The following is a 23,020-nucleotide window of genomic DNA, read 5'->3' on the forward strand; positions in this document are numbered from 1 at the left end:
TTCATCAGGCGCTTGCTGGTTGCTTGTTTATCTTGGTCGAAAACATCCTACCCAGGAAGCGCTCTTCTCTTACTCCCTCAACGGCTCAACGACGAACCCACACCCACGAAAACAACACAAGCGCCTTTTTTATAGGGCGGAGTCACGAAAGTGGTTGCACCCAATTTTTTGTTCAGCCGAATACAGTGATTGATCTGTCAGAACTCAGCTCGGGACTTCGATTGGGTTTAGTGCGACTATTTACGGAACATAGGATGATTCCCGAGGAAAGTTGCGATTGATTCGGGTGATATTCCTGCCAGCAGACGGCAGATGCTATCCAAAAGTTATCCACACCCCCGTACCGAAACACAATCCGCCATTTTCCAACGATTTCAAGCCTTCGACCACATAAGCCGAAAACCAGTCGACGCGCTTCGCGCATCCGGTATGCTAGCGCTACCGATCTTCGCGATTCAACCGAAGATTGCGCAACCGCCCAGCGAATAAGCCGCAAAGGAGCGTCATGACCGTCACCGCACCGTCCCCGTCCGCACAAGTCAGAAGAAAACGACCTTATACTGACAGTAAGGATTTCCTTACAAGTAAGAGGTTTCTCATGAATGAAGTCATGAACATTGCCAAGGTAACCGCTAAGGGACAGATCACCATCCCGGCAGACGTGCGCCAAGCAATCGGCGTGCGCGAAGGCGACAAAATCCTGTTCGTTCGCACAGATGACGGCAGCATCACGCTGCGGAACGCCAACCTCGAAGCCATTGCCGTCGCTCAGGAGAGCTTCGCCGGAGCGGCACAGGAGGCAGGACTTCAATCAGAGGACGACCTCATCCGACTTGTCAAAGAAGTACGCGCCGAACGCACGCCAAGGCACGGGTGATCCCATGCGCATCATGATAGACACCAACGTGCTGCTTTCCGCAATCATCTTCGGCTCGCATACCGTGGTCGCCACGATCCTTACCGCAAGTTCAGGAGGCAACACACTGCTTCTCTCCACGCGCTCGCTTGAGGAGGCCCGCGCCGTCGTCACACGCAAATGGCCGAAGAATACATGCATTGGATGAGTACCTTCACCAGCTTGACTATGAGACCATAGTCACACCGGAGAATCCGACTCCGGGATTGTTTGATATACGGGACCCATTGGACTACCCGATACTGTATTCAGTGATTGTAGGGCACGCCGATGTGTTCGTTACCGTAGACCGAGATTTTGAGGATGTTTCCGTCGACGATCTTGCGATCGTCACTCCGGACGAGTTTGCCGGAAAGCAATTCGGAAGATGACACGGACGACGATCTCTGTACATACGCAAGGAGTCCGGCATCCCGTTGGATGGGATGCCGGACTCCTGTGATGGTTCGGATTACGACTGATGAGCGGTAACGTTACCGATCACGCGGTGCGATGACCGGTGATCGGTAACGAACCGACTGATCAGTGACGACGCAGCGCACGGCTCGTGGCACGGGACTTCGTGTACACGAGACCAGCCGCCGCGGCGAGCAGCAGACCCGCCACCGTGAACAGCATGATGCCCGCAGCACCGGTCAGCGGCAGCTGCGTGACGTTGCGGACATTGATCACTGAATACTTGGTAATTTCAGAACCGCTAAGATCAGAGTTGCCAGAGTCCTTAGCAAGACCATAGAAGTCAGTACCGTCGAAGTACACGGCCTTGCCGCTCTTGATGGTGACCTTGAACTCAGCACGAGCTGACGAAAGGAATCCTTGAGGAGCACTGGTTTCAGAAACCTTATATACACCGTCGGCCAGTCCAGTGAACGTGACCTTGCCGTTCTCATCGGACGTCTGAACGTTTCCATCAGTCGGAGCGATCGGAACAATGTCGTCATCGTAGTTATCGTCAGAGCCAGAGATCATGAAGGTAGCACCCTTGAGAGGATTACCCTGCGCGTCCGTCTTAACGAAGGAGAATTCACCGGTGGTCAGCTTAGTCTTGTCCTCAGCCTTGGAGTTGTTGTCGTTGACTTCAACCGAGTTCACCACACTCTGACTTGGGGTGGCCTCATTGTTGATCACAGCTTGGTATTTGACATCGACCAAGCCCTTCGCGGTAGTTCCGTCGAACGTATGGTTGCGCACATACTTGCTGAAGTCGAGGATGAAGGTCTTCGAACCATTCGCTTTGAACTTCTTCTGCGTCTGCTCGTCAGCAGTGACTTGGTCATTAAACAACAGCTGATACTGGTTGTCACCATCTCCCTGTCCAATAAGGGTTCCATCAACCTTTACCTGAAGACCGGTCAAATCGATGTCCTGACCAATACCGGGCGTATCGGTAAGTGTAAACGTGTAATCAGTAAAACCAGTCGTGAATGCGGGCAGCGTGGTCTTCAGCATGTAATTGACCGTCTGGCCGACGGACACCGTGCCATCCTTGTCATCGTAAGCCTTGATGACCGGGGTCACATGGTTCTTGAACGCAACGGTGTTGCTGCCGTTCACCGGGTCAGAGATCGTATTGTTTGCTACGGTTCCGGAAGCAAGCACGATCGGCGCCGACTGGGTGACAACCTTGCCGCCATTCTCATTACGAGGATCAGTGGGATTCTGCTCAGTACCATTCGAGATGTTACCGTTGTTCGCTTTGTTACCAGTACCACTACTAGGGTTACCATTGCTCACAGTCACGTCCACGAACAGGTAGACGCCGGCAGGCAACTGCACGGTACGATCAGTACCGGCCTGTGTACCGAAGTCAATGGTCTTAAAATTCTTGGACTTGGTCACCTTGGTGTTCTTCGCCAAAGAATCAGCAAACAAACGAGTCGATCCCGTCCATGGCTGGGATTCGCTGTCCAACGCACCTTGCTGCAACGCCCACGCCATTAGATCGGTATTCCTATAGTCCGGCACAGTAAGCTGAGGATCAGAATCAGCCACGGCCGCCTCAAGCGCTGCAGTTAGAGCACTCTTATTCGCAGTTGACGCAGTCTGCACACCGTATACAGGCTTGTTTTGATCCGTGGTATCTGAATCGTACTTCACATAATCAGCCAATTTGTAGTACTTGACCTTACGGTTCTGCCACTGGTCTGGGTCATTCGCAGTGAACGTAAACGTCGCATTATCCGAGACCAACACACCACCACTGGTCTGCGTGTCATCTGCGACAGCAGAGACAGAGCCGAGGGCGAGGCCGCCGAGGAGGGTGGCCGCGGCGGCGAGGCCGGCGAATAGTTTCCTCATTCGCATGAGAAACCTTCTTTCTTGTTCCTTCTTGTTTCCTTATGTGTTTTCTGCAATCGCGGAGAACGGGCGGCCAGATGGCCGGCTCCGCGATCCGCAAATCTTGTGTTGTGAGGTGGTCGGGTGTGACGCTCCCTCAGTCACGACTTCGTCGTGACAGCTCCCTCAACCGAGGGAGCCGAGGCGGCTGCGCCGCATAATCGGGCGTACGCTAAGGCACGGCACCCGGGTCGTGGCAGTGACGCGTGATCATACGATCACCGCCTTGCGCTTGAGCCACTCGTTCGTCAGCGCCAGCGCCGCGATCGCGACCGCTGCAATGCCACCGCCGGCCAGCATCCAGTCGCGAGCCGCCCAGTTCCCCGGGCCGCCCGTCAGCGGGAGCGCCGCGACCATCTTCACGTTTGGGATGCAGTTCGTACCGCCGACCTCCGTCGAGCACGTCTCCCCCAGGTCCAGCGACGACCCGGATTCGGTCGCACCGATAGTGAAGACATACTGCTTGGTTGACTTCACATAGCCGTCAGGAGCAGCCGTCTCGGTCAGCGTATACCGGAACACGATGCCACGAGCCGCCTGTTCCGAAGTCGGACGCTGCAAACCGGACACTTTAAGCTGGCCGAGGTCATTGTTCAGATCGTTGTACGAATATGAAACGGCATTACCGCTCTCATCAGTCTGCGTCTGAAGACCAGTGGCATGACCACTACACGGGTCAGTCGACCCGCTCAACGATTGGCAGTCCACCACAGCGGCAGTCACCGAATCCGCCTCAGCCGTAGCGTCGGTCTCAATATCGCCCTGTACAATCACAGCTTCCGGTCCGGTGATCGTCCACGAACTCTTTCCGGAAACAATCACCGCGCCACCGTCCTTGGCGACCTTCTTCCACGCGATCTGTGGCAGCTTGTTGGCGATGTCGGTGACTTCCGTATGTGTATCGATCTTTGTCAGCTTCACTGTCTCCTGCGCATTAGCAGGAATCGTGAACTCGTACCGATCACCGGATTCCGGATTCCAATATCCATTCGGAATGATGGTCTCCTGCAACAGATACTTGCCCGGCTGCAGACCGCTGATGTTGAACTTGCCGGCGTCGTTGGAATGATCGGCAAGATATTCGCCGCCGTTCTCGCCTCGGGCGCAGTCGATATCCTCGTCCGTGATCTTCGTGCAATCCTGCACGATCCAGCGGGACTTGGCGTCGAGCGTCTCACCATCGGCTTGATACTTGGTCACCGTCCATTCGGAATACGGCAGTTTCTCAGCCGTATCGGCATCGACCTTGCCCCACGAGACGCCCGGGAGCGCCTTGTCGGGGATGTTGATGTCCGTATTGACAAATCCGTTGTTAGTGATCTGATCACCATTCGAATCAAGCTCATACCATTTTGCCGGTCCATTGACGATATTGAACTGGTACTCACGCGGATTAAGTTCATAACCCGTAGGCGCGACACGTTCTTTGAGAGAGTACGTTCCCGGCGCAAGATTGTTTAAGTCGAATCCGCCCGCTTCCGGATTGTTATCGAATCCGATATAGGTTCCGCTCTTGCCCATATCATCAATGACGACTGCAGACAGCGTCACGGAAGTGAATGAAACGGTAACGTTCGGTTTGCCGGTTTGATCATTACCAGATTTGACCTGATAGTTTTCAAAAGTCGGTTTCCAGCATTTTCCTGATGTATACCCAGCATCGTATGCGGAAATCGTTTGATTGTCAGCGTATGTCGCACTACAGAGAGTCGGATAATAATCGATGCTATAGGGGCCGCTCACTCCGGACTTCTTTACCGCCGCGATCATGGCTTCCTCTTCCGTATTCGCGGTCGAGCGCACATCGTCAGCGTTTACGGTCTTGGTCTGGGTCGTCAGATCCCACTGGGAGCCCGCCAGCTGCTTGGAAGAATCCTTACTATCCACCTTGCTCCATGATGCGATCCACGGGGTCGAGAAGAGCACGTTGCCATTCGTGCCGAATGCGCCACCGGACAAACGCGCGCGGTTGCCTGTAATAACGACAGCGGCGGTATTCGTGGCAGCGTCTTTCTTGGCTTGCTGTTCCTTAGCAGAACCGGTGATCACGGCTTTAAGCGCAACGCCGCGGTCTTTGAATTCCGCTTTCGTCTTATAACTATCGTGATCAGAACCCAAGGTCAGCTTATACATATGATCCGAGTACTTATCGATTTTCTCATTGGTACCGTTCTCGGCATATTGTCCGCCATATTTGGTAACGGCAACATTGTTGCCGCCTGGTTTCATAATCGTATCCCAAGTATCATGATGAGGATTCTGATATTCATCGTCGTATCCGCTGGCGTTCCGGACCGGAATACCATCGCGATACCATGTGACGGCAGACTTCGTGCGGTCGGTGAACCATGTATCCATCAGCACGAAACTCGTATCATCATGCTTTTTATGGTACGGGTTCATAATCGCGAAATCGCTGCCGGCCTCGGTTCCATCGGCCGAGCTCTCGCTGCCATCCTCGGTGCTAGTGTTCGGATTCTGGTTTTTCTGATTCGGATCAATTGATTTATCGACCCGATTGTCAAACAAGGCGATATTGCCGCCCTTGGACGCCTCACCGCTTCCCGAAGGGCACAGCCATAGACCACCGCCGAAATGACCAGCAGTATTACCGCTAGCTACCGCTTTGGCGATATAGGTTGTGGACTCCTCCTCAGTATAAATTGCGCCGCCAAGGTAGCCGGAAGAGTTGTTCGTGAATGAACCGCCCATCAGATAAGCAGTTGAATTGCCATCCTGCACAAACAGTGCACCACCGGCACCGCCGTTAGGAGTCTGCTCCTTCCCGTCGGCATCTTTCACATACTGTGTGTCGTAGATACCAGACCAGTTATGATCGAACGAAGGCTTGTTTCCTTGCGAATCGTTGCGGATATACAAGGTTCCTTGCACGTATATTGCACCACCCCCGGCACCCCAACCGTATGCACGCGAATAGTTATGGTCGAATGTCACTTTGCCCTGAATGGTCAGAGAACCACCGTCCAAGCGAACGGCGCCGCCACCACCGCGCATCTTACGGCATCCGTGGGGGTCATCATTCGTACAGTTGACAGACTGACCATTCGATTCGAAAGTCTGCTTGTTACCGGTAAAAGTGATACCAGTACCAGTCGTATCGGTGTCTGTATCACCTATAGCGGCGATGATGCTGGTAGACCCACGATCCTGCGAAATGGCACCGCCGCCGTCACCAAGTGCTTTATTATCGGCAAATTTGCCACCGCTGATCTCCAGCGTGCCATTATTCGAAACGACACCGCCATCATTACGAGATTCATTACCGGTAAACGTGCCACCGCTGATCTTCAGATCGCCCTCATTGAGGACAACGCCACCATAATTCGCGGAATTATCGGTGAATGCGCCGCCAGCAACAGTCAGTTTACCGCCGTTCCACGAAAAGATAACGCCGCCACGAGCTTGGCCGCTGGTACGGTTCCCGTCAAACGTGCCGTCATTGATGACGACGGTGCCGCCGGTGTTGCGAATGACACCACCACCCTTGGAATCATCAGTACCGGTAGCGTTGTTGTTCGAGAACATGCCGCCATCGATAGTCAATGTCGATCCGGCGTTCATCATGACAACACCGGCATTGACGGCGGTATTATTCGCGAATGTTCCGTCTATGATATGAGCCGCTGCTTTGGATTCCAGCTTAAAAACGCCGCCACTCTTCCCTGTCGCCACGTTGTTCGTGAATGTTCCGTTCACAACATTCACCGTGCCCTGCACATCGGCAAGCGCTCCATCCGTATTGGAAGTCAGATGCTGATAGGTGCCGCCTTTGATGGTGAGCGATGCTCCGGCGTTCACAGTGAAGATTGAGGCGGAAGACTGAATGCTGCCCTCGAGAGACCCGTTGATGCCGGCATCTTTTTCAGCATCGGCAGCAATATCGATCGTTACATTGCGCGCAACGGTGATGGTGCCAGCCGCAGGAATGGCCTTGGTGATCGTCACGGTTTCGGCCGTTTCCTGTTCGATGCACTGTTTGAGGGTGGGCCAGTCGGCGACGGCGGTGCAGTCGACGGTGGCGGCGGGGGCCGCGGCGGGCTGGTCGGCGGATGCGGAGTCGCCCGCGGCGTTGCCATCCGACGGGGCATTGTCGGCGCCGGGATTGCTGTTCGTATCGTTGCCGGCATCGCCGGACTGCTGCCCCGAATCCGCCGCGGACGGCGTATCAGTGGTGTCGCCCGTGTCGGATGCGTCGGTTGACGGGGTATCGGACGGCGTGGTCGTGTCAGTGCTCGCTGACGAATCGGCGTCCCCGGAGGAAGCGGCGTCAGCGGATGAGCCGGTCGCAGCGGATTGGCCGGACTGGCTGTCGGACTGATCGGCGGCCGATTGAGTCTGATCGGCGGTATCGGTACCGGACTGGGTGTCGGTCGTGGAAGTCGCCGGTGTATCTGACGACGCGTTTGCCGCGGCATCGGTCGAAGCGCCTGCGGCGTCAGCGGATTGGGCGTCGGGCTTGGTGGAATCCGTATCGGGGGGGTATTGGTCGAAACGGTGGCACCGGGGGTCGCCGACGTATCGTTCTCGGCGAAGGTGACGCCGCCGAACGAGCACAGCAACGCCGTCGCCACCGCAGCCGATACGGCTACGGATACACGTCTCCACACGGGATGTTTCATATCCGAAATACTCCTCCGCGAAAAGTCCGATCGGCTACGATCGTCTTTCCTAACGTTTCTCCTACCCCCGAAATATAGGAGGATAAGACGACAAGTTAGGGTTACGTTAATCTGATATTATCGCGCTACAACCCGCAAAAATGCACACATTGCCCGTGAGCGTTAACGCACCCGGCATCGGCGTGTCGATGATTGTTCAACCCTTCAACAAACCCAATCGCGAGTAAGGCTGACGGCCCACGACACAGCCGCTTGGCCGGCGCTCCTGCGACCGATCAAACTACGTAACATAACGTCATATCGTGTGCATGTTCACCATATTCACGCCAACGGCGAAAACCCTTCGCCCATCAATCACACGCAGCATTTGCCATTGTTTTCATTGGCAACAATCATTCATCAACGATCACCAACGATCGTAAACAATCACATTGATTCATCGTTATATCGCCGCAACAACAACGTATCGCACCATATTGTCAACGGCGAATATCCCGCGAATCCGCCCACAGATCCACCTCGAACCCTGATCGCTAACCCACTTTATAACCTTATCGTTAATCCACCTTGGAGCCAGGCGCTCGATCACGCGTCGCGACGGCCGGCGAGCGCGCGGCCGAGGGTGATCTCGTCGGCGTATTCGAGGTCGGAGCCGACCGGCAGGCCGCTGGCGAGCTTGGTGACCTTGATGCCGAGCGGGCTGAGTAGTCGGCTCATGTACGTGGTGGTCGCCTCGCCCTCGATGTTCGGGTCGAGCGCGAGGATAACCTCCTTGACCTCGCTGGTCTTGAGCCGGTCGAGCAGCTTGGGGATGTTGAGGTCGGACGGCCCGACGTTCGCCATCGGGTTGATCGCCCCGCCGAGCACGTGGTAGAGGCCGCGATATTCGCGCGTGCGTTCGATGCTCATCACGTCCTTCGGTTCCTCGACCACGCAGATCATGCTGCGGTCGCGGCGCGGGTCGACGCACACCGGGCACGGGCTCGTCTCACATACGTTGCCGCATACGTCGCAGAAGCGCACCTTCTCCTTGACTTCGGTGATCGCGTCGATGAGCTGCTGCGCCTCCTCGTCGGACGCGGACAGCATGTAGAAGGCGATGCGCTGCGCGCCCTTCGGCCCGATGCCGGGCAGGTGTGCGAACGCGTCGATCAGGCGCTGGATCGCGCCGTCATATGCGAGTGCCATGTGGTCGTGCTCCTTCCCGGATCCGTCACGGATGAACGTGTGCGGCTTCATTATGCCGCATCGGCACATACAACGCCCGAATCACAGGAACATGGCCATGTATCCAATAATGCATATTTTTCATGGAGAAAATATGCAAATAGAGCATTTTATTCCCATGAAAAATATGCAATCATCACCCGATGCCACGTCTTCCGAACACGATACGACTCATCGTCGTGTACGACGGCACCGCTACTCCTCGTGCTTGTTGCGGGCGATGTTGCGCGGGTTCTTCGGGTCGTCGGCCTTGAACTCCTCGACCTTCTTGACCTCGAAGAACTGCTTGAGCTCGTCCACGCTCATCGCGGTCACGCTGCCGAGCGACTCGTCGTCCATCGAATACTCGTCATCGTCCGGGTCGACCTGCGGCGCTGCCGATTCGGCAACGGACGGCGCGTTCGCGTTCGCCGAGGCGTTCCACAGATCCGCACCGGCGGCGAGCGGCATGGCAACGCCGGCCGCGACTCCTGCCGCGGCACCGTTCGGATGCATGTTGAAATGACTGACCGGCTGGTTCTGATTCGGCTGGGACTCATGCTGACGCGCGAACGACGGCATCGGTTGCGGGGCCGACGGTGCCGACGACCACGGATCGTCGTCCGGCGGGGCGACGTCAGGCAGCGGGATCGACTGATCCCACGGGTCAGCCGGAACCTGCTGGACGGAAGCCGCGGATTGCGTGAGCGGGGCGGACGGCACGCTCGTTGAGGCGGGCGCGGCCGGCATGGGCTGGTTCCACGGATCAGCGGCAGATGCCGGGGCCGCTCCGGTCGATTGAATCGACGGGGCGTGCATTCCCCCAGTCAGCCCATGGCTGATAGTCTCCTCAGTCGAAGGGGCCAAATCTCCGCCAGCTTCGGAGGCGGTTGCAGCCGCAGGCTGCGCAGGAACGGCCCACGGATCGGTGTCGTCGGTCGGATCAGGGACGGCGACATGCTTCTTGTGCGGCTCGGTCTGCGGGTGACGAGCGGTGTCATGCGCGTCGGCGGCGTGCAGCGGATGCACGGTACCGTCCGGTTGCGCCCACGGATCGTCGTCGGCAGCCGCGGATTGCGAGCCGTCGATCTGAGACACACCGGACTGTGTCGTCCACGGATCGGCATTGTCGTCCAACTTGCCGGAGTCCGGCACGTTCCACGGATCGTCGTCCGCTACAGACGCGGAGGAACCGGCTCGATGTACCTCGTCGTCGTCCGTCTTCGCGGACGCGTCGGCCGAACCGGCATCGCTGTTCTCGCGATCGCCGGACTCGGTCGAAGTCGTCGCGGATTCGGACGCGGTCTTGGCGACGGCCGCCTGCAGGCTCTCCTGCAACAGCTGCGCCTTGACCTTCTGCTGCTGATCCTGCGGCAGCTTGCTGAACGGGGGTGCGACACTGCCGTCAGCCATCTTGTTGGTCGGCGCGATAGTCACGCTCTCACCGAAGAGCTTGTGAACCTCCGCGCGCACGATGGCGACCACGTTCGTAGTGCCGTCCACGGCCTCGTCAGCCACGGCAAGCGCGAAGGCGTACTTGCTCAACGACTTGTCGAACTTGAGCCACAGCCGCTGGCGATCCGGGTGCGACTGGTCGGCGGCAAGCAGGATCTTGGGGATCCTGGTGCGGTTGACGTAACGCTGCACGCCCTCGGGCAGGGCGGCGACGAGCGCATCCCACTTCTGGTCGGGGGTGCGGGTGTCGGGGGCTTGAGGCGTTGAGGTGTCCTGAGGTTGAGGAGTGTCCCCTCCCCCAGTCAGCCTTCGGCTGACAGCCCCCTCAACCGAGGGGGCCGAGGCTCCGCCAGCTTCAGAACTTCCTCGGCCCCCTCGGTTGGGCTGATCCGTTAATGAAACGCCAGAGGCGTTTCTAGGCGAAGGCTCGACGACAGTCGAGAAACCACCACCTTCTTGGCCCCCTCGGTTGAGGGGGCTGTCAGCCGAAGGCTGACTGGGGGAGGGCACACCCGACAACGCTGAAGAGTCGGAGTGCCCATTGGAGGAAGATTCAACGTTGCGGGCCGCGCCGGCGAAGCCGGTGGGCTGCTGGTTGCGGGCGGCTCCCGCGAAACCGGTTTGCGGCTGGTTGCGCTTGGCACCGGCGAAGCCGGTAGACGCTCCCCCAGTCGCGCTATACGCGACAGCCCCCTCAGCCGAGGGGGCCAAGGCTCCGCCAACCTCGGAATTGGAACCAGCGCCCATCAGCGCGCCCTCACGCCCAGCGAGCAGTCGCGCGGCAAGCAGTTCCAATCGCATACGCGGCGAGATCGCACCGGTCATCGATCCCAGCGTCGCATTGATCGTGTCGGCCATCACCGTCAGCGCACCCAATCCAAGCGCGTTGGCCTGCCGCTGCAAGTCGGCCATGCTCTCGCCCTCGGCGGTGTCCGACATCACCGTTTCCGCACGTTCGCCGGCCAACAGCAGCACCAGCAGGTCACGAACGCGGGCCAGCAGATCCTCCACGAATCGCCGCGGATCGAATCCGCCGACCACGACCTTCTGGATCACGCCGTACAGCGCCTCGCCATCGCGGTCGATTACCGCGTCGACGGCCTCGCCGATCAGCGCTTCCGGGGTGAAGCCGAGCAGCGCCACCGCGGAATCGTGCGAGATCACGCCGCCCACGGAACCGACCATCAGCTGGTCCAATACTGAAAGCGTGTCGCGCACCGAACCGCCGCCCGCGCGCATCGCCAACTTGAGCACACCCGGTTCCGGCTTGATCGATTCCTTCTCGCAGATCGTCTCCAGGTACGGGCCCATGATCTCCTGCGGGACCAGACGGAACGGGTAGTGGTGGGTGCGCGAGCGGATCGTGCCGATCACCTTGTCCGGCTCGGTCGTCGCGAAGATGAACATGACGTGTTCCGGCGGCTCCTCCACGATCTTGAGCAGCGCGTTGAAGCCCTGCTGCGTGACCATGTGCGCCTCGTCGAGGATGAAGATCTTGTACCGGTCGCGGGCGGGCGCGAATCCGGCGCGTTCGCGCAGTTCGCGGGCGTCGTCCACGCCGTTGTGGCTGGCCGCGTCGATCTCGACCACGTCGATCGAGCCGGGGCCGCCGGTGGCGAGGTCGCGGCACGAATCGCATTCGCCGCACGGATGCGAGGTCGGGCCTTTCGCGCAATTGATGCACCGGGCGAGGATGCGCGCGGAACTGGTCTTGCCGCAGCCGCGCGGGCCGGAGAACAGGTAGGCATGGGTGAGCTTGCCCGCGTCGAGCGCGCGCATCAGCGGGATCGTGACCTGATCCTGCCCGATGACCCCGTCGAAAGTGTCCGGTCGATAACGTCGATACAGTGCAAGTGCCATGCCCACCAACCTACCGCAAGCCGGGTATCCGACCCGCGCGGCCCGACCTCGGCCGGCCGACCGTATCTCAACACCATCCCGTCCCTCTCACTGAGTTACGGTCTTCCTCACCCCTCCAAACGACCGTATTTCAACATTATCTATTCCCCACTGTTGAGTTACGGTCTCCTGTAGAGCCGAAAACGACCGTAACTCAATAAGAAGGACACGATTCTGCTGAGTTACGGTCGCCGGAGCAACGACGAGGACGCTCCATCAATCAGTGAGCGTAGCTCGTTGGATAACGCGTGTGTCCGCAAGGCGCGGGAGGCGAAGGCGTACGAAGGTACGTCGAGCCTCCCGTAACGTAGCGGACACTCCGTTATCCAACGAGCGTAGCGAGCCAGCTGACGCGTGCGGTCTCGGTGCCGCACAGGACGCCGGCGTACGACGGTACGTCAAGTCCTGTGCGGCGCCGAGGACGCTCCGTCAGCTGGTGAGCGTGAATTGGCTGTTGTAGAGGTCGGCGTAGAACCCTCCCGCCGCGAGCAGCTCGTCGTGGGTGCCGCGCTCGATCACGTCGCCGTGGTTCATGACGAGGATCATATCCGCGTCGCGAATGGTGGAGAGGCGGTGCGCGATCACAAACGACGTGCGGCCGATGGTGAGCGAGTCCATCGCCTTTTGAATGAGCTCTTCGGTGCGAGTGTCGACCGACGAGGTCGCCTCGTCGAGGATGAGGATCGGCGCGTCCTGCACCATCGCGCGGGCGATGGTGAGCAGCTGCTTCTGCCCGGCGGACAGCGACGAGTTCTCGTCGAGCACGGTGTCGTAGCCGTCGGGCAGCGACTGGATGTAGTGGTCCAGTCCGACCGCGCGGCACGCCTCGACGATCTGCTCGTCGGTCACGCCCGGCTTCGAGTATGCGATGTTCTCGCGTACGGTGCCGCGGAACACCCACGTGTCCTGTAGCACCATCGAGAACTGCTCGTGCACGTTCCAGCGCGGCACGGACTTGGTGTCCACGCCGTCGATGGTGATGCGTCCGCCGGCGATCTCGTAGAAGCGCATAAGCAGGTTGACCATCGTGGTTTTGCCCGCACCGGTCGGTCCGACGATCGCGACTTTCTGCCCGGCTTTGACGGTTGCGGAGAAGTCGTTGATGATCGGCTTGCCCGGCTCGTATTCGAAGCGTACGTGGCTGAATTCGACGTCGCCGCGCACCGGCTGCGGGTTGCCGTGGCCGTCTGTGCCGAGCAGCGCCGGCTTGTCGGATTCGTCGGCCATTTCCGGTTCTTCAAGGAATCCGAATACGCGCTCGGATGCGGCAGCGCAACGCTGCAGGTTCTGGAACGCCTGTGCGAACTGGCTGAGCGGCTGCGTAAACAGGCGGATGTACATCATGAATGCCACGATCACGCCGAATTCGATCTGTCCGTCCATCGCGAGCGCCGCGCCGACGACGCATACGACCACGTATCCGAAGTTGCCGACGAACTGCATGAGCGGCATCATGAGGCCGGACAGGAACTGCGATTTCCAGCCGGAATCGTACAGGTCGGCGTTGTAGCGTTCGAAGCGGTCGATCGCGTCGGCCTCGCCGTTATAGGCCTTCACAATCAGATGGCCCGCATACATTTCCTCCACATGTCCGTTCACGTCGCCGAGCGCGGCCTGCTGACGGACGAAATACTGTTGCGAAACCTTCATAATCACGCCCATAATGATCACTCCGATCAGGCTCGATCCGATCGCGCACAGAGCCATGATCCAGTTGTTCCAGAACATCATGACGAGCGCACCGACGAACAAGGTGACCGAGGTGATCAACGATCCCAACGATTGGCCGAGGGTCTGTCCGATCGCGTCGACGTCGTTGGTGATGCGGCTGAGCACGTCGCCGTAGCTGACTTTGTCGAAGTAGCTGAGCGGAAGTTTGTTGATTTTGTGACTGATCGATTCGCGCAGCTGCTGGGCAGTGCGCTGCGTGACGTTCGCCATCAGCCAGCTCTGCAGATAGCTGAGCACCGCGTAGCCGACGTACAGCGCGACGAGCAGCCAGCCGATGCGGCCGACGGCGTCGAAGTCGATCGATCCGACGACCGGCTTGCCGTGGACGACCGCAGGCAGGCCCTTGGTGATCTCGTTGGTCATGTCCTTGAGTTTGTCCGGTCCGATGATCTGGAAGATCGTGCCGGCCGCGCCGAGGATGAGCGCGATGACGATGACGGGGATGTACCGGCGGCAGTAATGGACGAGCTTGCCCATGACTTTGCCGAAATCCTGCGGCTTTTCCGCGGGGCCGCCACCCGCCGGGCCGTGCGGCCCGCGTCCCATTGGTCCTGGCATGATATAAGTCCTTTCCTACGTGTCATTTCGAGCGAGGCGAAGCCGAGTCGAGAAATCTTTCAGACCCCTTGGCGCTTAGGATTTCTCCGCTCGCTGTCGCTCGGTCGAAATGACAACACCGTGCTCGCGTTCGGTCGAAACGGCAACCTTTCGCTTGCGCTCGGCCGATATGACGGGGTTGTACGTCACGCGGTGAGTTCCGTCTTGCTGAGCTGGGATTCGGCGATCTGACGGTAGACATCGCAGTTTTCGAGCAGTTCGCGATGCGTGCCCTGCCCCACGATCTTGCCGTCGTCGAGCACGACGATCCGATCGGCATTCATGATCGTGCCGATGCGCTGCGCGACGATCAGTTTGGTCGCGCCCTTGGCGTGTTCCGCGAGTGCGTCGCGCACCGCGCGGTCGGTCTTGAAGTCGAGCGCGCTGAACGAGTCGTCGAAGATCAGGATCTCCGGGTCGCGGTATACGGCCCGCGCGATCGACAGGCGCTGCTTCTGGCCGCCCGACACGTTCGATCCGCCCTGCGCGATGGCCGCGTCGAAGCCGCCGTCCATGCGGGTGACGAACTCGGTCGCCTGCGCGACGTCGGCCGCTTCCTGCACACGTTCGCGGTAGTCGTCGGCCGGTATGCCATCGTTCGCAGCGACGCCGGTTTTATGGACGGCTGTGCGTCCGCCGGCCGCATGACCGTCGCCGGTCGCACCGGCATGCGCGTCGTCGCCGTAGCTGATGTTGCCCGCAACCGTCCCCTTGAACAGCACCGACTTCTGCGGCACGTATCCGATCGTGTCTCGCAGCGCAGTCAGGTCCCAGCCACGCACGTCCACGCCATCGACCAGCACCTGTCCGGCCGAGACATCGTAGAAGCGCGGAACCAAATTGATCAGCGATGTCTTGCCGGAACCGGTCGAGCCGATGAACGCGACGGTCTGGCCGCGTTCGGCCGTAAACGAGATATGCTCGAGGATCGGCTCGCGCGAGTCGGGATACGCGAAGCTCACGTCGCGGAATTCGACGGTGCCGGTCTGACCGCCGCCGATACGCGCCACGTCGGCCGCCTTGTCACCGCCATCCTTGACGAGCGGCTCGGTGTCGATCACTTCGAGCACGCGCTGCGCGGACACGTCGGCGCGCGGCCAGAGCACGAACACCATGCTCATCATGAGGAAGCTCATGATGACCTGCACCGAGTAGCTGGAGAACACGACCATGTTCGAGAACACGGTGAGCTTGTCGGTCGCGGCGGCCGCGTCGATCAGATACGCGCCGATCCAGTAGACGGCGAGCATGAGGCCGTTCATCACAGTGTTCATCAGCGGCATCATCACGGCCATCGCGCGGTTCGTGAACAGCTGGGTGTCGGTGAGATCCTTGTTGGCCTTGGTAAACTTGGCCTCCTGATAGTCCTCGGCGTTGTAGGCGCGCACGACGCGCAGACCGGTGAGGTTTTCACGTGAAACAAGGTTGATGTTGTCGGTGAGCTGCTGCATCGCCTTGAACTTCGGCATGACGAGCGTCATGAGGATCACGATCGCGACGAGCAGGATGACCGTGGCGATGGCCGTGGCGAGCGTCCATTCGAAGCCATCGCCGGCGATCTTCATGATGGCCCAGACGGCCATGATCGGCGACTTGACGATGAGTTGCAGGCCCATCGTGATGAACATCTGGATCTGCGTGATGTCGTTGGTCGAGCGAGTGATAAGGCTCGCAGTCGAGAAGCGGTTCATCTCGGCCGGGCCGAACGATTCGACCTTCGCGAACTCGAGCGAACGCAAACGTTGGCTGAAGCTGGCAGCGACGCGGGCCGCGATGAAGCCGGTCACAACCGCGCACGCGACCGAGCCGAGCGAGACGAGCAGCATCTTGCCGCCGGCGATCCAGATGTCGCGCATCTCGCTGCCCGGCGTCTCGACCAGCGTGGTGATGTCGGACATATAATCCGGCAGTTCGAGATCGAACCAGATCTGGCCGACGATGGTGACCAGCGCGATGAGCATCTGGCCTATCTCCGCTTTGGAGAGGTATTTCATGATGCGTAGCATCGATTCCTCCTATGCGTGTTGATTATCGAAGACATCTATCGATTAGTTAGTTTCCAGTATTAAATTACTTACAGTGTAAGATATTACACCTGATCCTGCGTGTTTCCTGAGAATCAGGCACCCGCGCCGCCCCGACCATGTTCATTCCGACCGAGCGAAACGTCCACAATGCCATTTCAACCGAGCGCAACATCTGAACCGGTCATTTCGACCGAGCACAGCGAGCGGAGAAATCTTTACACCCCATCACCCATCAAAGATTTCTCGACTCGGCTTCGCCTCGCTCGAAATGACAGGAATGAGAACACATCTCGCTCAAAATGACAACAACAGGCCCGCCCAAGTAGACCGACCGAAGACCGATTCGTCCGATACGGCAAACTCCGTCAGAACAACCGCCGGAGCCTCACTCCCGACGCTCGAACGCCTTGCGCACTTCCTCCGCGGTCGGGCGTGGCTGGCCAGGCTTGCAGATCGACATGTACGTCATGAACTCGCGCGTCAGATCGACGAACTCGCGCGTGCGCCGCTCCCCCATCTGCGAGAAGATCCAGCACACCGCATCGCGCATCTCCTCCATGTCCTTCCGGCCGCGTTCACGCCCGGCGTCGGTCAGGTTCACCAGCACCACGCGGCGGTCGTCGGGATCGGTTTCACGCGTGATCAGACCCTTTTTCTCCATCGAGGACAGCAGCGTCGAGATGCGCCCGGACGTCGCGTTGAGCGCGGCCGCCAGCTGCGACGGGGTCATCGTGCCGTGATGGGCCAGCTGCCGGATCGCGAACATCTCGCCCTGCGCGCCGCGCGTCAGCTCGCGCTGCATGTCCGAGCGATGGCACCAGGCGGTGCGCCACAGCTCGGAAACCGCATCCTGCTCAAATCCCATCAGCCGCACCTTCCATCATGAAATCGACAACGACCGCCATCAATATATCTTACAGTGTAAACAATATCGATATCGCCGGCGACGCATCGCGTCTCCGAGGTCGCCAACCGCCGCGGACAACTGTGCAACGGGCCACAAAACTCACTATTTTCCGGTATTGTCGCGCTAAACACGCCGAAAAATGTGAGTCGCGACACGAAATCACGCATTTGCCGTTCACAATATGACCATCTGCATGTATCGTGGATACTACCGACACAGAAGACGGCAGAGAAGAAAGCCACTGGGGGATCCCGAGGAAGGGGAACATATCATGGAACGCAACGTTTGCAGCATCGTCGGCTGCAGTCACGAGGCAGTGGACTCAGGCATGTGCGCGGCGCATTTCACCGCGGCGCTGGTGCATGGCTCCATCCAGTACGCGGGCAACCGTCCGCGTCCGGTCTGCCACTGAGACATCGTCATATCAGCAGCCTGATCATGTTCCCCGGCCTCCGCGACGGCGTCTCATCCGTCTGCGGAGCCGGGGAACATGCGTCTTATGCGCGAGGCCGCGCACGCCGCACACATGGGTATATGCGCGTTGCATGCATCCCGCACATATCCACTTCCACACGCACCCGCCCCTCGCCATACCCATATCAATGATCAACAACAGCCATCACCGTTCACCGGCGATCAGCCATAATCGGAATCATGAATACTCTGTGTGACCGCATGCCGCACACCGCGGCATTCCCGCGCGCGCTGGGCACCGGACTGATCATACGTTCCGCCGAACCGATTGACCGGCCGCGCATCGCCGCGTTCATCGACGAATACGAGTCCATACTGTCGCGGTTCCGCACCGACTCGACGGTGACGGCGATGGGCCGGGCCGAATACGGCGGCAGATTCGACTTCCCCGACTGGGCGGGCGCACTGTTCGATCTCTACGACCGACTGGCCGACGCGACCGGCAACGCCATCGACCCGTGCGTCGGCGAGGATCTGATCCGGCTCGGATACGACGCGGCATACTCGTTCACGATCGCCGACGACGCGGACGCGCGTCTCGGCTCGGTTCACGGCCGGCCGACATGGCGAGGCGACGTGGAACGGCACGGCACCACGCTGATCACGCGCAGACCGGTGCATCTCGACTTCGGTGCCTGCGGCAAGGGTTATCTGGTCGACCTGCTGGCCGAACGGCTCACGCACTCCCCCGGCCAGTCGGCCGAACGGCTCGCGAACCGCTCCGGTCAGACCAAGCGTTCCCCCGAGCTGCTGATCGACGCGGGCGGCGATCTCACCGTCCGATCCTCGCAGCCCATCACGATCGCACTCGAGGATCCGGCGGACGCCACACGCGCGGTCGGCACGGCGGCCGTATCGAACGGCTCCTGCTGCGCCAGCGCGCCCAGCCGCCGTCACTGGCAAGCATCCGGCCGGATCCGGCTGCATCATCTGATCAACGCCATCGACGGCCGTCCGTCCGATTCCGTCGCCGCGACCTGGGTCACCGTCGCCGCCGACGCGGCCCCCCATCCCACCGCGCTGGCCGACGGACTGGCCACCGCACTGTTCGTCGCCGACCCGAACACGCTCGCCGGCCGCTTTCCCTTCTCGTGCGCGGTGCTGCGCCCCGATCGCACCGCCGTCTTCAGCCGCGGCTTTCCGGGCGAACTGTTCGTCAGGCCGGCGTAGGCCGCGCGCAACCGGCCGCGGACTTCCACGGCTCGCATCCGCATGCCCGCACCCGCATCCCACCGATCCCACGACTGCCACGCCCCACGAACCCCGTCCCGCCCCAACCGCACCCGCATCATCAGCAAACGCCCGAACCCACACAAGTTGACACAACGTCAATTTACGGCATACACTTACGGCAGGGATTCAATTCCAACAGCGAGGCAATCCGCCATCGCCGGCCATCACCAACAAGGAGCGACGCATGGCACAGCAACGACGCAACGACACCACAGCATCACGCGGCGACGCGCGGCGCGAGCAGATCATACGGGCCGCCCGCGAGGCGTGCCTCGACACCGGCTTCTCCAAACTCACCATCAGCGACATCGCCGAACGTGCCGGCATGACGCGCTCGCTGTTCTACCACTACTTCGCCGACAAGAACGAGGTGGCCGACGCGGTGATCGACGACACGATCTCCGCGATGCTCGGCAAGCTCGATCACTGGGACAAGTCACGTGAGGCCGGCAACATCGACAAGGCGCTCGACGACATTGTGCGGCTCACCCGCGCGATCATCGCCGACGAAGGCCCGTTCAGCGCCAAGCTCATGCAGGCCGGCAACGCCGAGCTGTATATCAAGTTCATCGACCACGCGGCCGACCGGATCGCGGATTTCTTCTGCGAGACGACCGTGCTCGACTTCGAGACGCTGCACGGACTGCCGATCCACAACGTGCACGAGACGTTCTACACGCTGATTGTCGGCTTGATCTCGCTGATCCGCCTGCATCCGGACACGCCGGACGCGGTCATCAAGCAGGTCGCCGCGCAGACGCTGCACATCGAGGATTACCTGCGCTGAGCGGTCGTCGGCAATCAGACGAAGCGAATCGGACGCGCGACGATCACGCGACGCCGATGACGACCTTTGCCGTGTGGGATTCCTCGTCGGCGACATTCAACGTAACCGTATCGCCCGGGCGTGCATCCTCAGGCACCTGCACGACCGCGAGCGCCTCGCCATAATACGTGCCGGTCTCGCCGGTCACGAAACTGCCGCGGTTGTACGGCGCGGCGCAACCGAATCCAAGCAGCCGGCCGCCGGTCACGCGGGCGTGCAGCAGGCCGCGCTCAAGGGGTTTGACGATGCCGTGATCGTCGGTGTACCCCACGCGCACGAACGCGAGATGGCCGGGCGCGACGGCACTGAGCCCGACGGTCTGGCCGTCGTCGATCCGGCTGTCGGCCGACCCGCCAATCAAACGGTCACCCTGCCCACCGGCAGTACCGGCAGTCAGCCCGTCAACCGAACGGCCATCCGTCTCCGGCATCCAACCGCCAACCGGCCATTCGACCGTCGCCCGCAATTCGGTGCGATCGTTCGCACTGCGCAACGACCGCCGACCGATCTCGCGTCCAGCCTTGTCGTACGCGACCGCCTCGATCGTCCCCGGTCGATACGCGCACACGAACCGCGCCACGCAGTCGTCGCGCAGCACCCGCCGCCCGACCTCACGCCCGTTGACCAGCAGCAGCACCGACGCGGCCCGCGCGTACACCTCCACGTGCGCAAGCCGCCCGGCGCAACCGTTCCAGCTCCACGACGGCATCGCGTCGGTCATCTTCCACGCGCTCGGCGAATGTTTGTCGTCGGTGTGGTTGACCGGCCGCACCGCGATGTACGGGCCGCGGTCGCCGCCCGCTTCCAGCGCGACACGCGTGTACAGCGCCTCGCCCAGCGCCCGCCCGGTCAGGTCGAGCCGCCCGGAACCGGCGGTCAGCCAGCCGAACCCGACCCTGAGCGGCGCGTAGTCCTCGTACTCCCACGAGCCGATGCCGGCCTCGCCCATGTAATCCATGCCGGCCCATACGAAGTCGCCGATCACGCGCGGATGCCGTTTGGCGAGCTCGCGGAACCGGTACGCGTCCTCGCAGAACGTTTCCGATCCGAGGATGAGCCGGTGCGGGTATGTTCGCAGATCATGCAGGTAGCGTTCGATGCCGTAGTTGTAGCCGGCGATGTCGAGCTGGGCGAACGCGCCGCGCGTCACCCAGTCGCACGGCGGCAGCACGGCCGCGCGTTTCATGACCCGCGCGCCGAGCACGACGGTGAGCTTGTTGAAGAATTCGCTGCCGACCAGACGGCGGCGCCCGGGCAGTTTGCCGCGCCGGCGCAGACGTTCGGCTTTCGCGGCCTCTTTCGCGGCCTTGGAGTCCGAGTAGAAGCCGAGACCGATCGAGCTGAGGAAGTTGAAGAAGATGTTGATGCCGCAGGTGACGGGGCGCGTGGGGTCGAGTCGGTGCAGGTGTTCGGTCATGGCGCGGGCGAGCCGGATGCCGCGCGGTTGTGCGGTTTCGCTGACCTCGTTGCCGATGGAGTACATGATGACGCTGGGATGGTTGCGGTCCTTGGCGACCATGCTCGCGAGGTCGTCTCGCCAGTGGTTGCGGAACCGGTCGACGTAGTCGTGCTGGGTTTTGTGGATGTACCAGTGGTCGATGTACTCGTCCATGACGAGCATGCCGAGTCGGTCGGCGGCGGCGAGGAGGGCTTTCGAGCAGGGGTTGTGGGCGGAGCGGATCGCGTTGTAGCCGGCGCGTTTGAGCAGGGCGACCTTGCGTTCCTCGGCGTCCGCGTAGGCGCATGCGCCCAGGACGCCGTTGTCGTGGTGGACGCACGCGCCTTGGATGATGATGCGGTTGCCGTTGACTTGGAAGCCGCGGTCGTTCCAGTCGAGGGTGCGGATGCCGAAGGTGACGGTGGCTTCGTCGTCATCGCGATGGGCGGTGTTTGGGTTGATGTTCGCCGATTCATAACGGATGCGGGCGATGTACAGGTTCGGCTCGTCAGGCGACCACAGGCGCGGATCGGGGATGGCGAGGTCGATGACGGCGGTGTTTGCCTTACGCTCCAATACGGCCGAAGCGGTTGACGAAGAGACGTCTGCCGACGCGCTCGAGAAGCCGGCGGAAGCCTCGGCCCCCTCGGTTGAGGGGGCTCCCGGCGAAGCCGGGTGGGGTAGCGTCACCCCCGACAACGCCCCGATTGCCGCAGCCTCCACGCTCACCGTGCCGGGAGCGGTCGTCTCGATCTCGAATCGCACGCGGGCTGGCGCGGAGCCATCTTCCGCACCGATGTCCAGCGTCCGCACGCCCACCCCGTCGTACACGATATGATCGCGCGGCCCGACCCACAGCGTCACCGGCCGGTAGATGCCCGCCCCCGAATACCATCGGGAATTGGGCTGGTCGGCGTTCCTCGCGATCACACGGATCTCATGTTCGCGGCCGGCCGCAAGCCGATCGGTCACATCGACCGCGAAATCCGAGTATCCATACGGGCAGCTCGCCGCCAGATCGCCGTCGATCCACACCTCGGCGTCGTGGTACACGCCTTCGAACTCCAGCATCATCGCGCAGCCGGCGAGATCTTCCCCCGGCGTGAACCGCTTCACATACTCGTAGTCGCGCCCCTCGAACCATCCGGAATTGACGCCGCTGGTGGCGAACGGCGAACGCGGCTCGCCCAGCATCGCGTCGTGCGGCAGCGTTACCGGCTTGAACGGTTCGCCGGTCGCGTCGAGATGCCGGTACTCCCACCCATGATTGAATTCGACTGCCTTCATCGCCCGCATCCTTTGCCACGCTGATTGCATACCACCTTAGTCGACCT

The 23,020-nt window shown here is 60.6% G+C and carries 13 protein-coding genes; 5 read left to right on the forward strand and 8 right to left on the reverse strand.

Features of this window, described 5'->3' with window-relative positions; all coding sequences use genetic code 11:
- Positions 1–505: 505 nt before the first annotated feature.
- Together JS541_RS08830 and JS541_RS08835 are read left to right on the forward strand one after the other, a co-directional pair.
- On the forward strand, positions 506–877 hold the full coding sequence (locus tag JS541_RS08830) for an AbrB/MazE/SpoVT family DNA-binding domain-containing protein (protein WP_214374102.1): 372 nt from the start codon (positions 506–508) through the stop codon (positions 875–877).
- A gap of 4 nt (positions 878–881) precedes the next feature.
- Entirely contained in the window at positions 882–1,064 is a 183-nt protein-coding gene (locus JS541_RS08835; RefSeq protein WP_214374103.1) for a PIN domain-containing protein, read from the forward strand.
- A 374-nt stretch (positions 1,065–1,438) separates the two neighbouring features.
- Here JS541_RS08835 and JS541_RS08840 read toward each other — a convergent pair whose 3' ends face one another.
- The 7 genes from JS541_RS08840 to JS541_RS08870 all read right to left on the reverse strand — a co-directional run bounded on the left by JS541_RS08840 (position 1,439) and on the right by JS541_RS08870 (position 17,673).
- Positions 1,439–3,214, reverse strand: coding sequence for a SpaA isopeptide-forming pilin-related protein (locus tag JS541_RS08840; RefSeq protein WP_214374104.1), 1,776 nt, complete (start codon positions 3,212–3,214; stop codon positions 1,439–1,441).
- A 249-nt stretch (positions 3,215–3,463) separates the two neighbouring features.
- A complete protein-coding gene (locus JS541_RS15050; protein ID WP_214374105.1) occupies positions 3,464–7,879 on the reverse strand; it encodes a SpaA isopeptide-forming pilin-related protein in 4,416 nt (1,471 codons plus the stop codon).
- A gap of 599 nt (positions 7,880–8,478) precedes the next feature.
- Positions 8,479–9,081, reverse strand: a complete 603-nt coding sequence (recR, locus tag JS541_RS08850; RefSeq protein WP_214374106.1) for a recombination mediator RecR — start codon at positions 9,079–9,081, stop codon at positions 8,479–8,481.
- 234 nt (positions 9,082–9,315) lie between these two features.
- Positions 9,316–12,414, reverse strand: coding sequence for a DNA polymerase III subunit gamma/tau (gene dnaX / locus JS541_RS08855; protein ID WP_214374107.1), 3,099 nt, complete (start codon positions 12,412–12,414; stop codon positions 9,316–9,318).
- Positions 12,415–12,882: 468 nt separating this feature from the next.
- Entirely contained in the window at positions 12,883–14,742 is a 1,860-nt protein-coding gene (locus JS541_RS08860) for an ABC transporter ATP-binding protein (RefSeq protein WP_214374108.1), read from the reverse strand.
- Positions 14,743–14,927: 185 nt separating this feature from the next.
- Complete coding sequence (locus JS541_RS08865) at positions 14,928–16,787, reverse strand: ABC transporter ATP-binding protein (RefSeq protein ID WP_214374109.1); 1,860 nt, start codon at positions 16,785–16,787, stop codon at positions 14,928–14,930.
- Positions 16,788–17,193: 406 nt separating this feature from the next.
- A complete protein-coding gene (locus tag JS541_RS08870) occupies positions 17,194–17,673 on the reverse strand; it encodes a MarR family transcriptional regulator (RefSeq protein WP_214374110.1) in 480 nt (159 codons plus the stop codon).
- A gap of 313 nt (positions 17,674–17,986) precedes the next feature.
- On the opposite strand from JS541_RS08870, the gene JS541_RS08875 reads away from it, so the two are divergent.
- The 3 genes from JS541_RS08875 (at position 17,987) to JS541_RS08885 (ending at position 20,209) form a co-directional block, all read left to right on the forward strand.
- Positions 17,987–18,127 (forward strand): hypothetical protein, encoded by a 141-nt coding sequence (locus JS541_RS08875; RefSeq protein ID WP_214374111.1) that lies wholly within the window; start codon positions 17,987–17,989, stop codon positions 18,125–18,127.
- A 242-nt stretch (positions 18,128–18,369) separates the two neighbouring features.
- Positions 18,370–19,359, forward strand: coding sequence for an FAD:protein FMN transferase (locus JS541_RS08880; protein WP_240539304.1), 990 nt, complete (start codon positions 18,370–18,372; stop codon positions 19,357–19,359).
- Between the two features lie 247 nt (positions 19,360–19,606).
- Positions 19,607–20,209: a TetR/AcrR family transcriptional regulator gene (locus JS541_RS08885; protein WP_214374112.1), complete on the forward strand. Its 603-nt coding sequence runs from the start codon at positions 19,607–19,609 to the stop codon at positions 20,207–20,209.
- 43 nt (positions 20,210–20,252) lie between these two features.
- On the opposite strand, the gene JS541_RS08890 is transcribed toward JS541_RS08885, so the two are convergent.
- Positions 20,253–22,973: a glycoside hydrolase family 2 TIM barrel-domain containing protein gene (locus tag JS541_RS08890; protein ID WP_214374113.1), complete on the reverse strand. Its 2,721-nt coding sequence runs from the start codon at positions 22,971–22,973 to the stop codon at positions 20,253–20,255.
- Between the last annotated feature and the right edge of the window lie 47 nt (positions 22,974–23,020).

Source organism: Bifidobacterium sp. SO1, assembly GCF_018555335.1.
Classification (GTDB): domain Bacteria; phylum Actinomycetota; class Actinomycetes; order Actinomycetales; family Bifidobacteriaceae; genus Bifidobacterium; species Bifidobacterium simiiventris.

Excerpts from the sequence above, each read along its gene's own strand:
- JS541_RS08830 (WP_214374102.1), top strand. The coding sequence starts at position 506 with ATGACCGTCACCGCACCGTCCCCGTCCGCACAAGTCAGAAGAAAACGA.
- JS541_RS08835 (WP_214374103.1), top strand. The coding sequence starts at position 882 with ATGCGCATCATGATAGACACCAACGTGCTGCTTTCCGCAATCATCTTC.
- JS541_RS08840 (WP_214374104.1), bottom strand. The coding sequence starts at position 3,214 with ATGAGGAAACTATTCGCCGGCCTCGCCGCCGCGGCCACCCTCCTCGGC.
- recR (WP_214374106.1), bottom strand. The coding sequence starts at position 9,081 with ATGGCACTCGCATATGACGGCGCGATCCAGCGCCTGATCGACGCGTTC.
- dnaX (WP_214374107.1), bottom strand. The coding sequence starts at position 12,414 with ATGGCACTTGCACTGTATCGACGTTATCGACCGGACACTTTCGACGGG.
- JS541_RS08860 (WP_214374108.1), bottom strand. The coding sequence starts at position 14,742 with ATGCCAGGACCAATGGGACGCGGGCCGCACGGCCCGGCGGGTGGCGGC.
- JS541_RS08865 (WP_214374109.1), bottom strand. The coding sequence starts at position 16,787 with ATGCTACGCATCATGAAATACCTCTCCAAAGCGGAGATAGGCCAGATG.
- JS541_RS08870 (WP_214374110.1), bottom strand. The coding sequence starts at position 17,673 with ATGGGATTTGAGCAGGATGCGGTTTCCGAGCTGTGGCGCACCGCCTGG.
- JS541_RS08875 (WP_214374111.1), top strand. The coding sequence starts at position 17,987 with ATGGAACGCAACGTTTGCAGCATCGTCGGCTGCAGTCACGAGGCAGTG.
- JS541_RS08880 (WP_240539304.1), top strand. The coding sequence starts at position 18,370 with ATGAATACTCTGTGTGACCGCATGCCGCACACCGCGGCATTCCCGCGC.
- JS541_RS08885 (WP_214374112.1), top strand. The coding sequence starts at position 19,607 with ATGGCACAGCAACGACGCAACGACACCACAGCATCACGCGGCGACGCG.
- JS541_RS08890 (WP_214374113.1), bottom strand. The coding sequence starts at position 22,973 with ATGAAGGCAGTCGAATTCAATCATGGGTGGGAGTACCGGCATCTCGAC.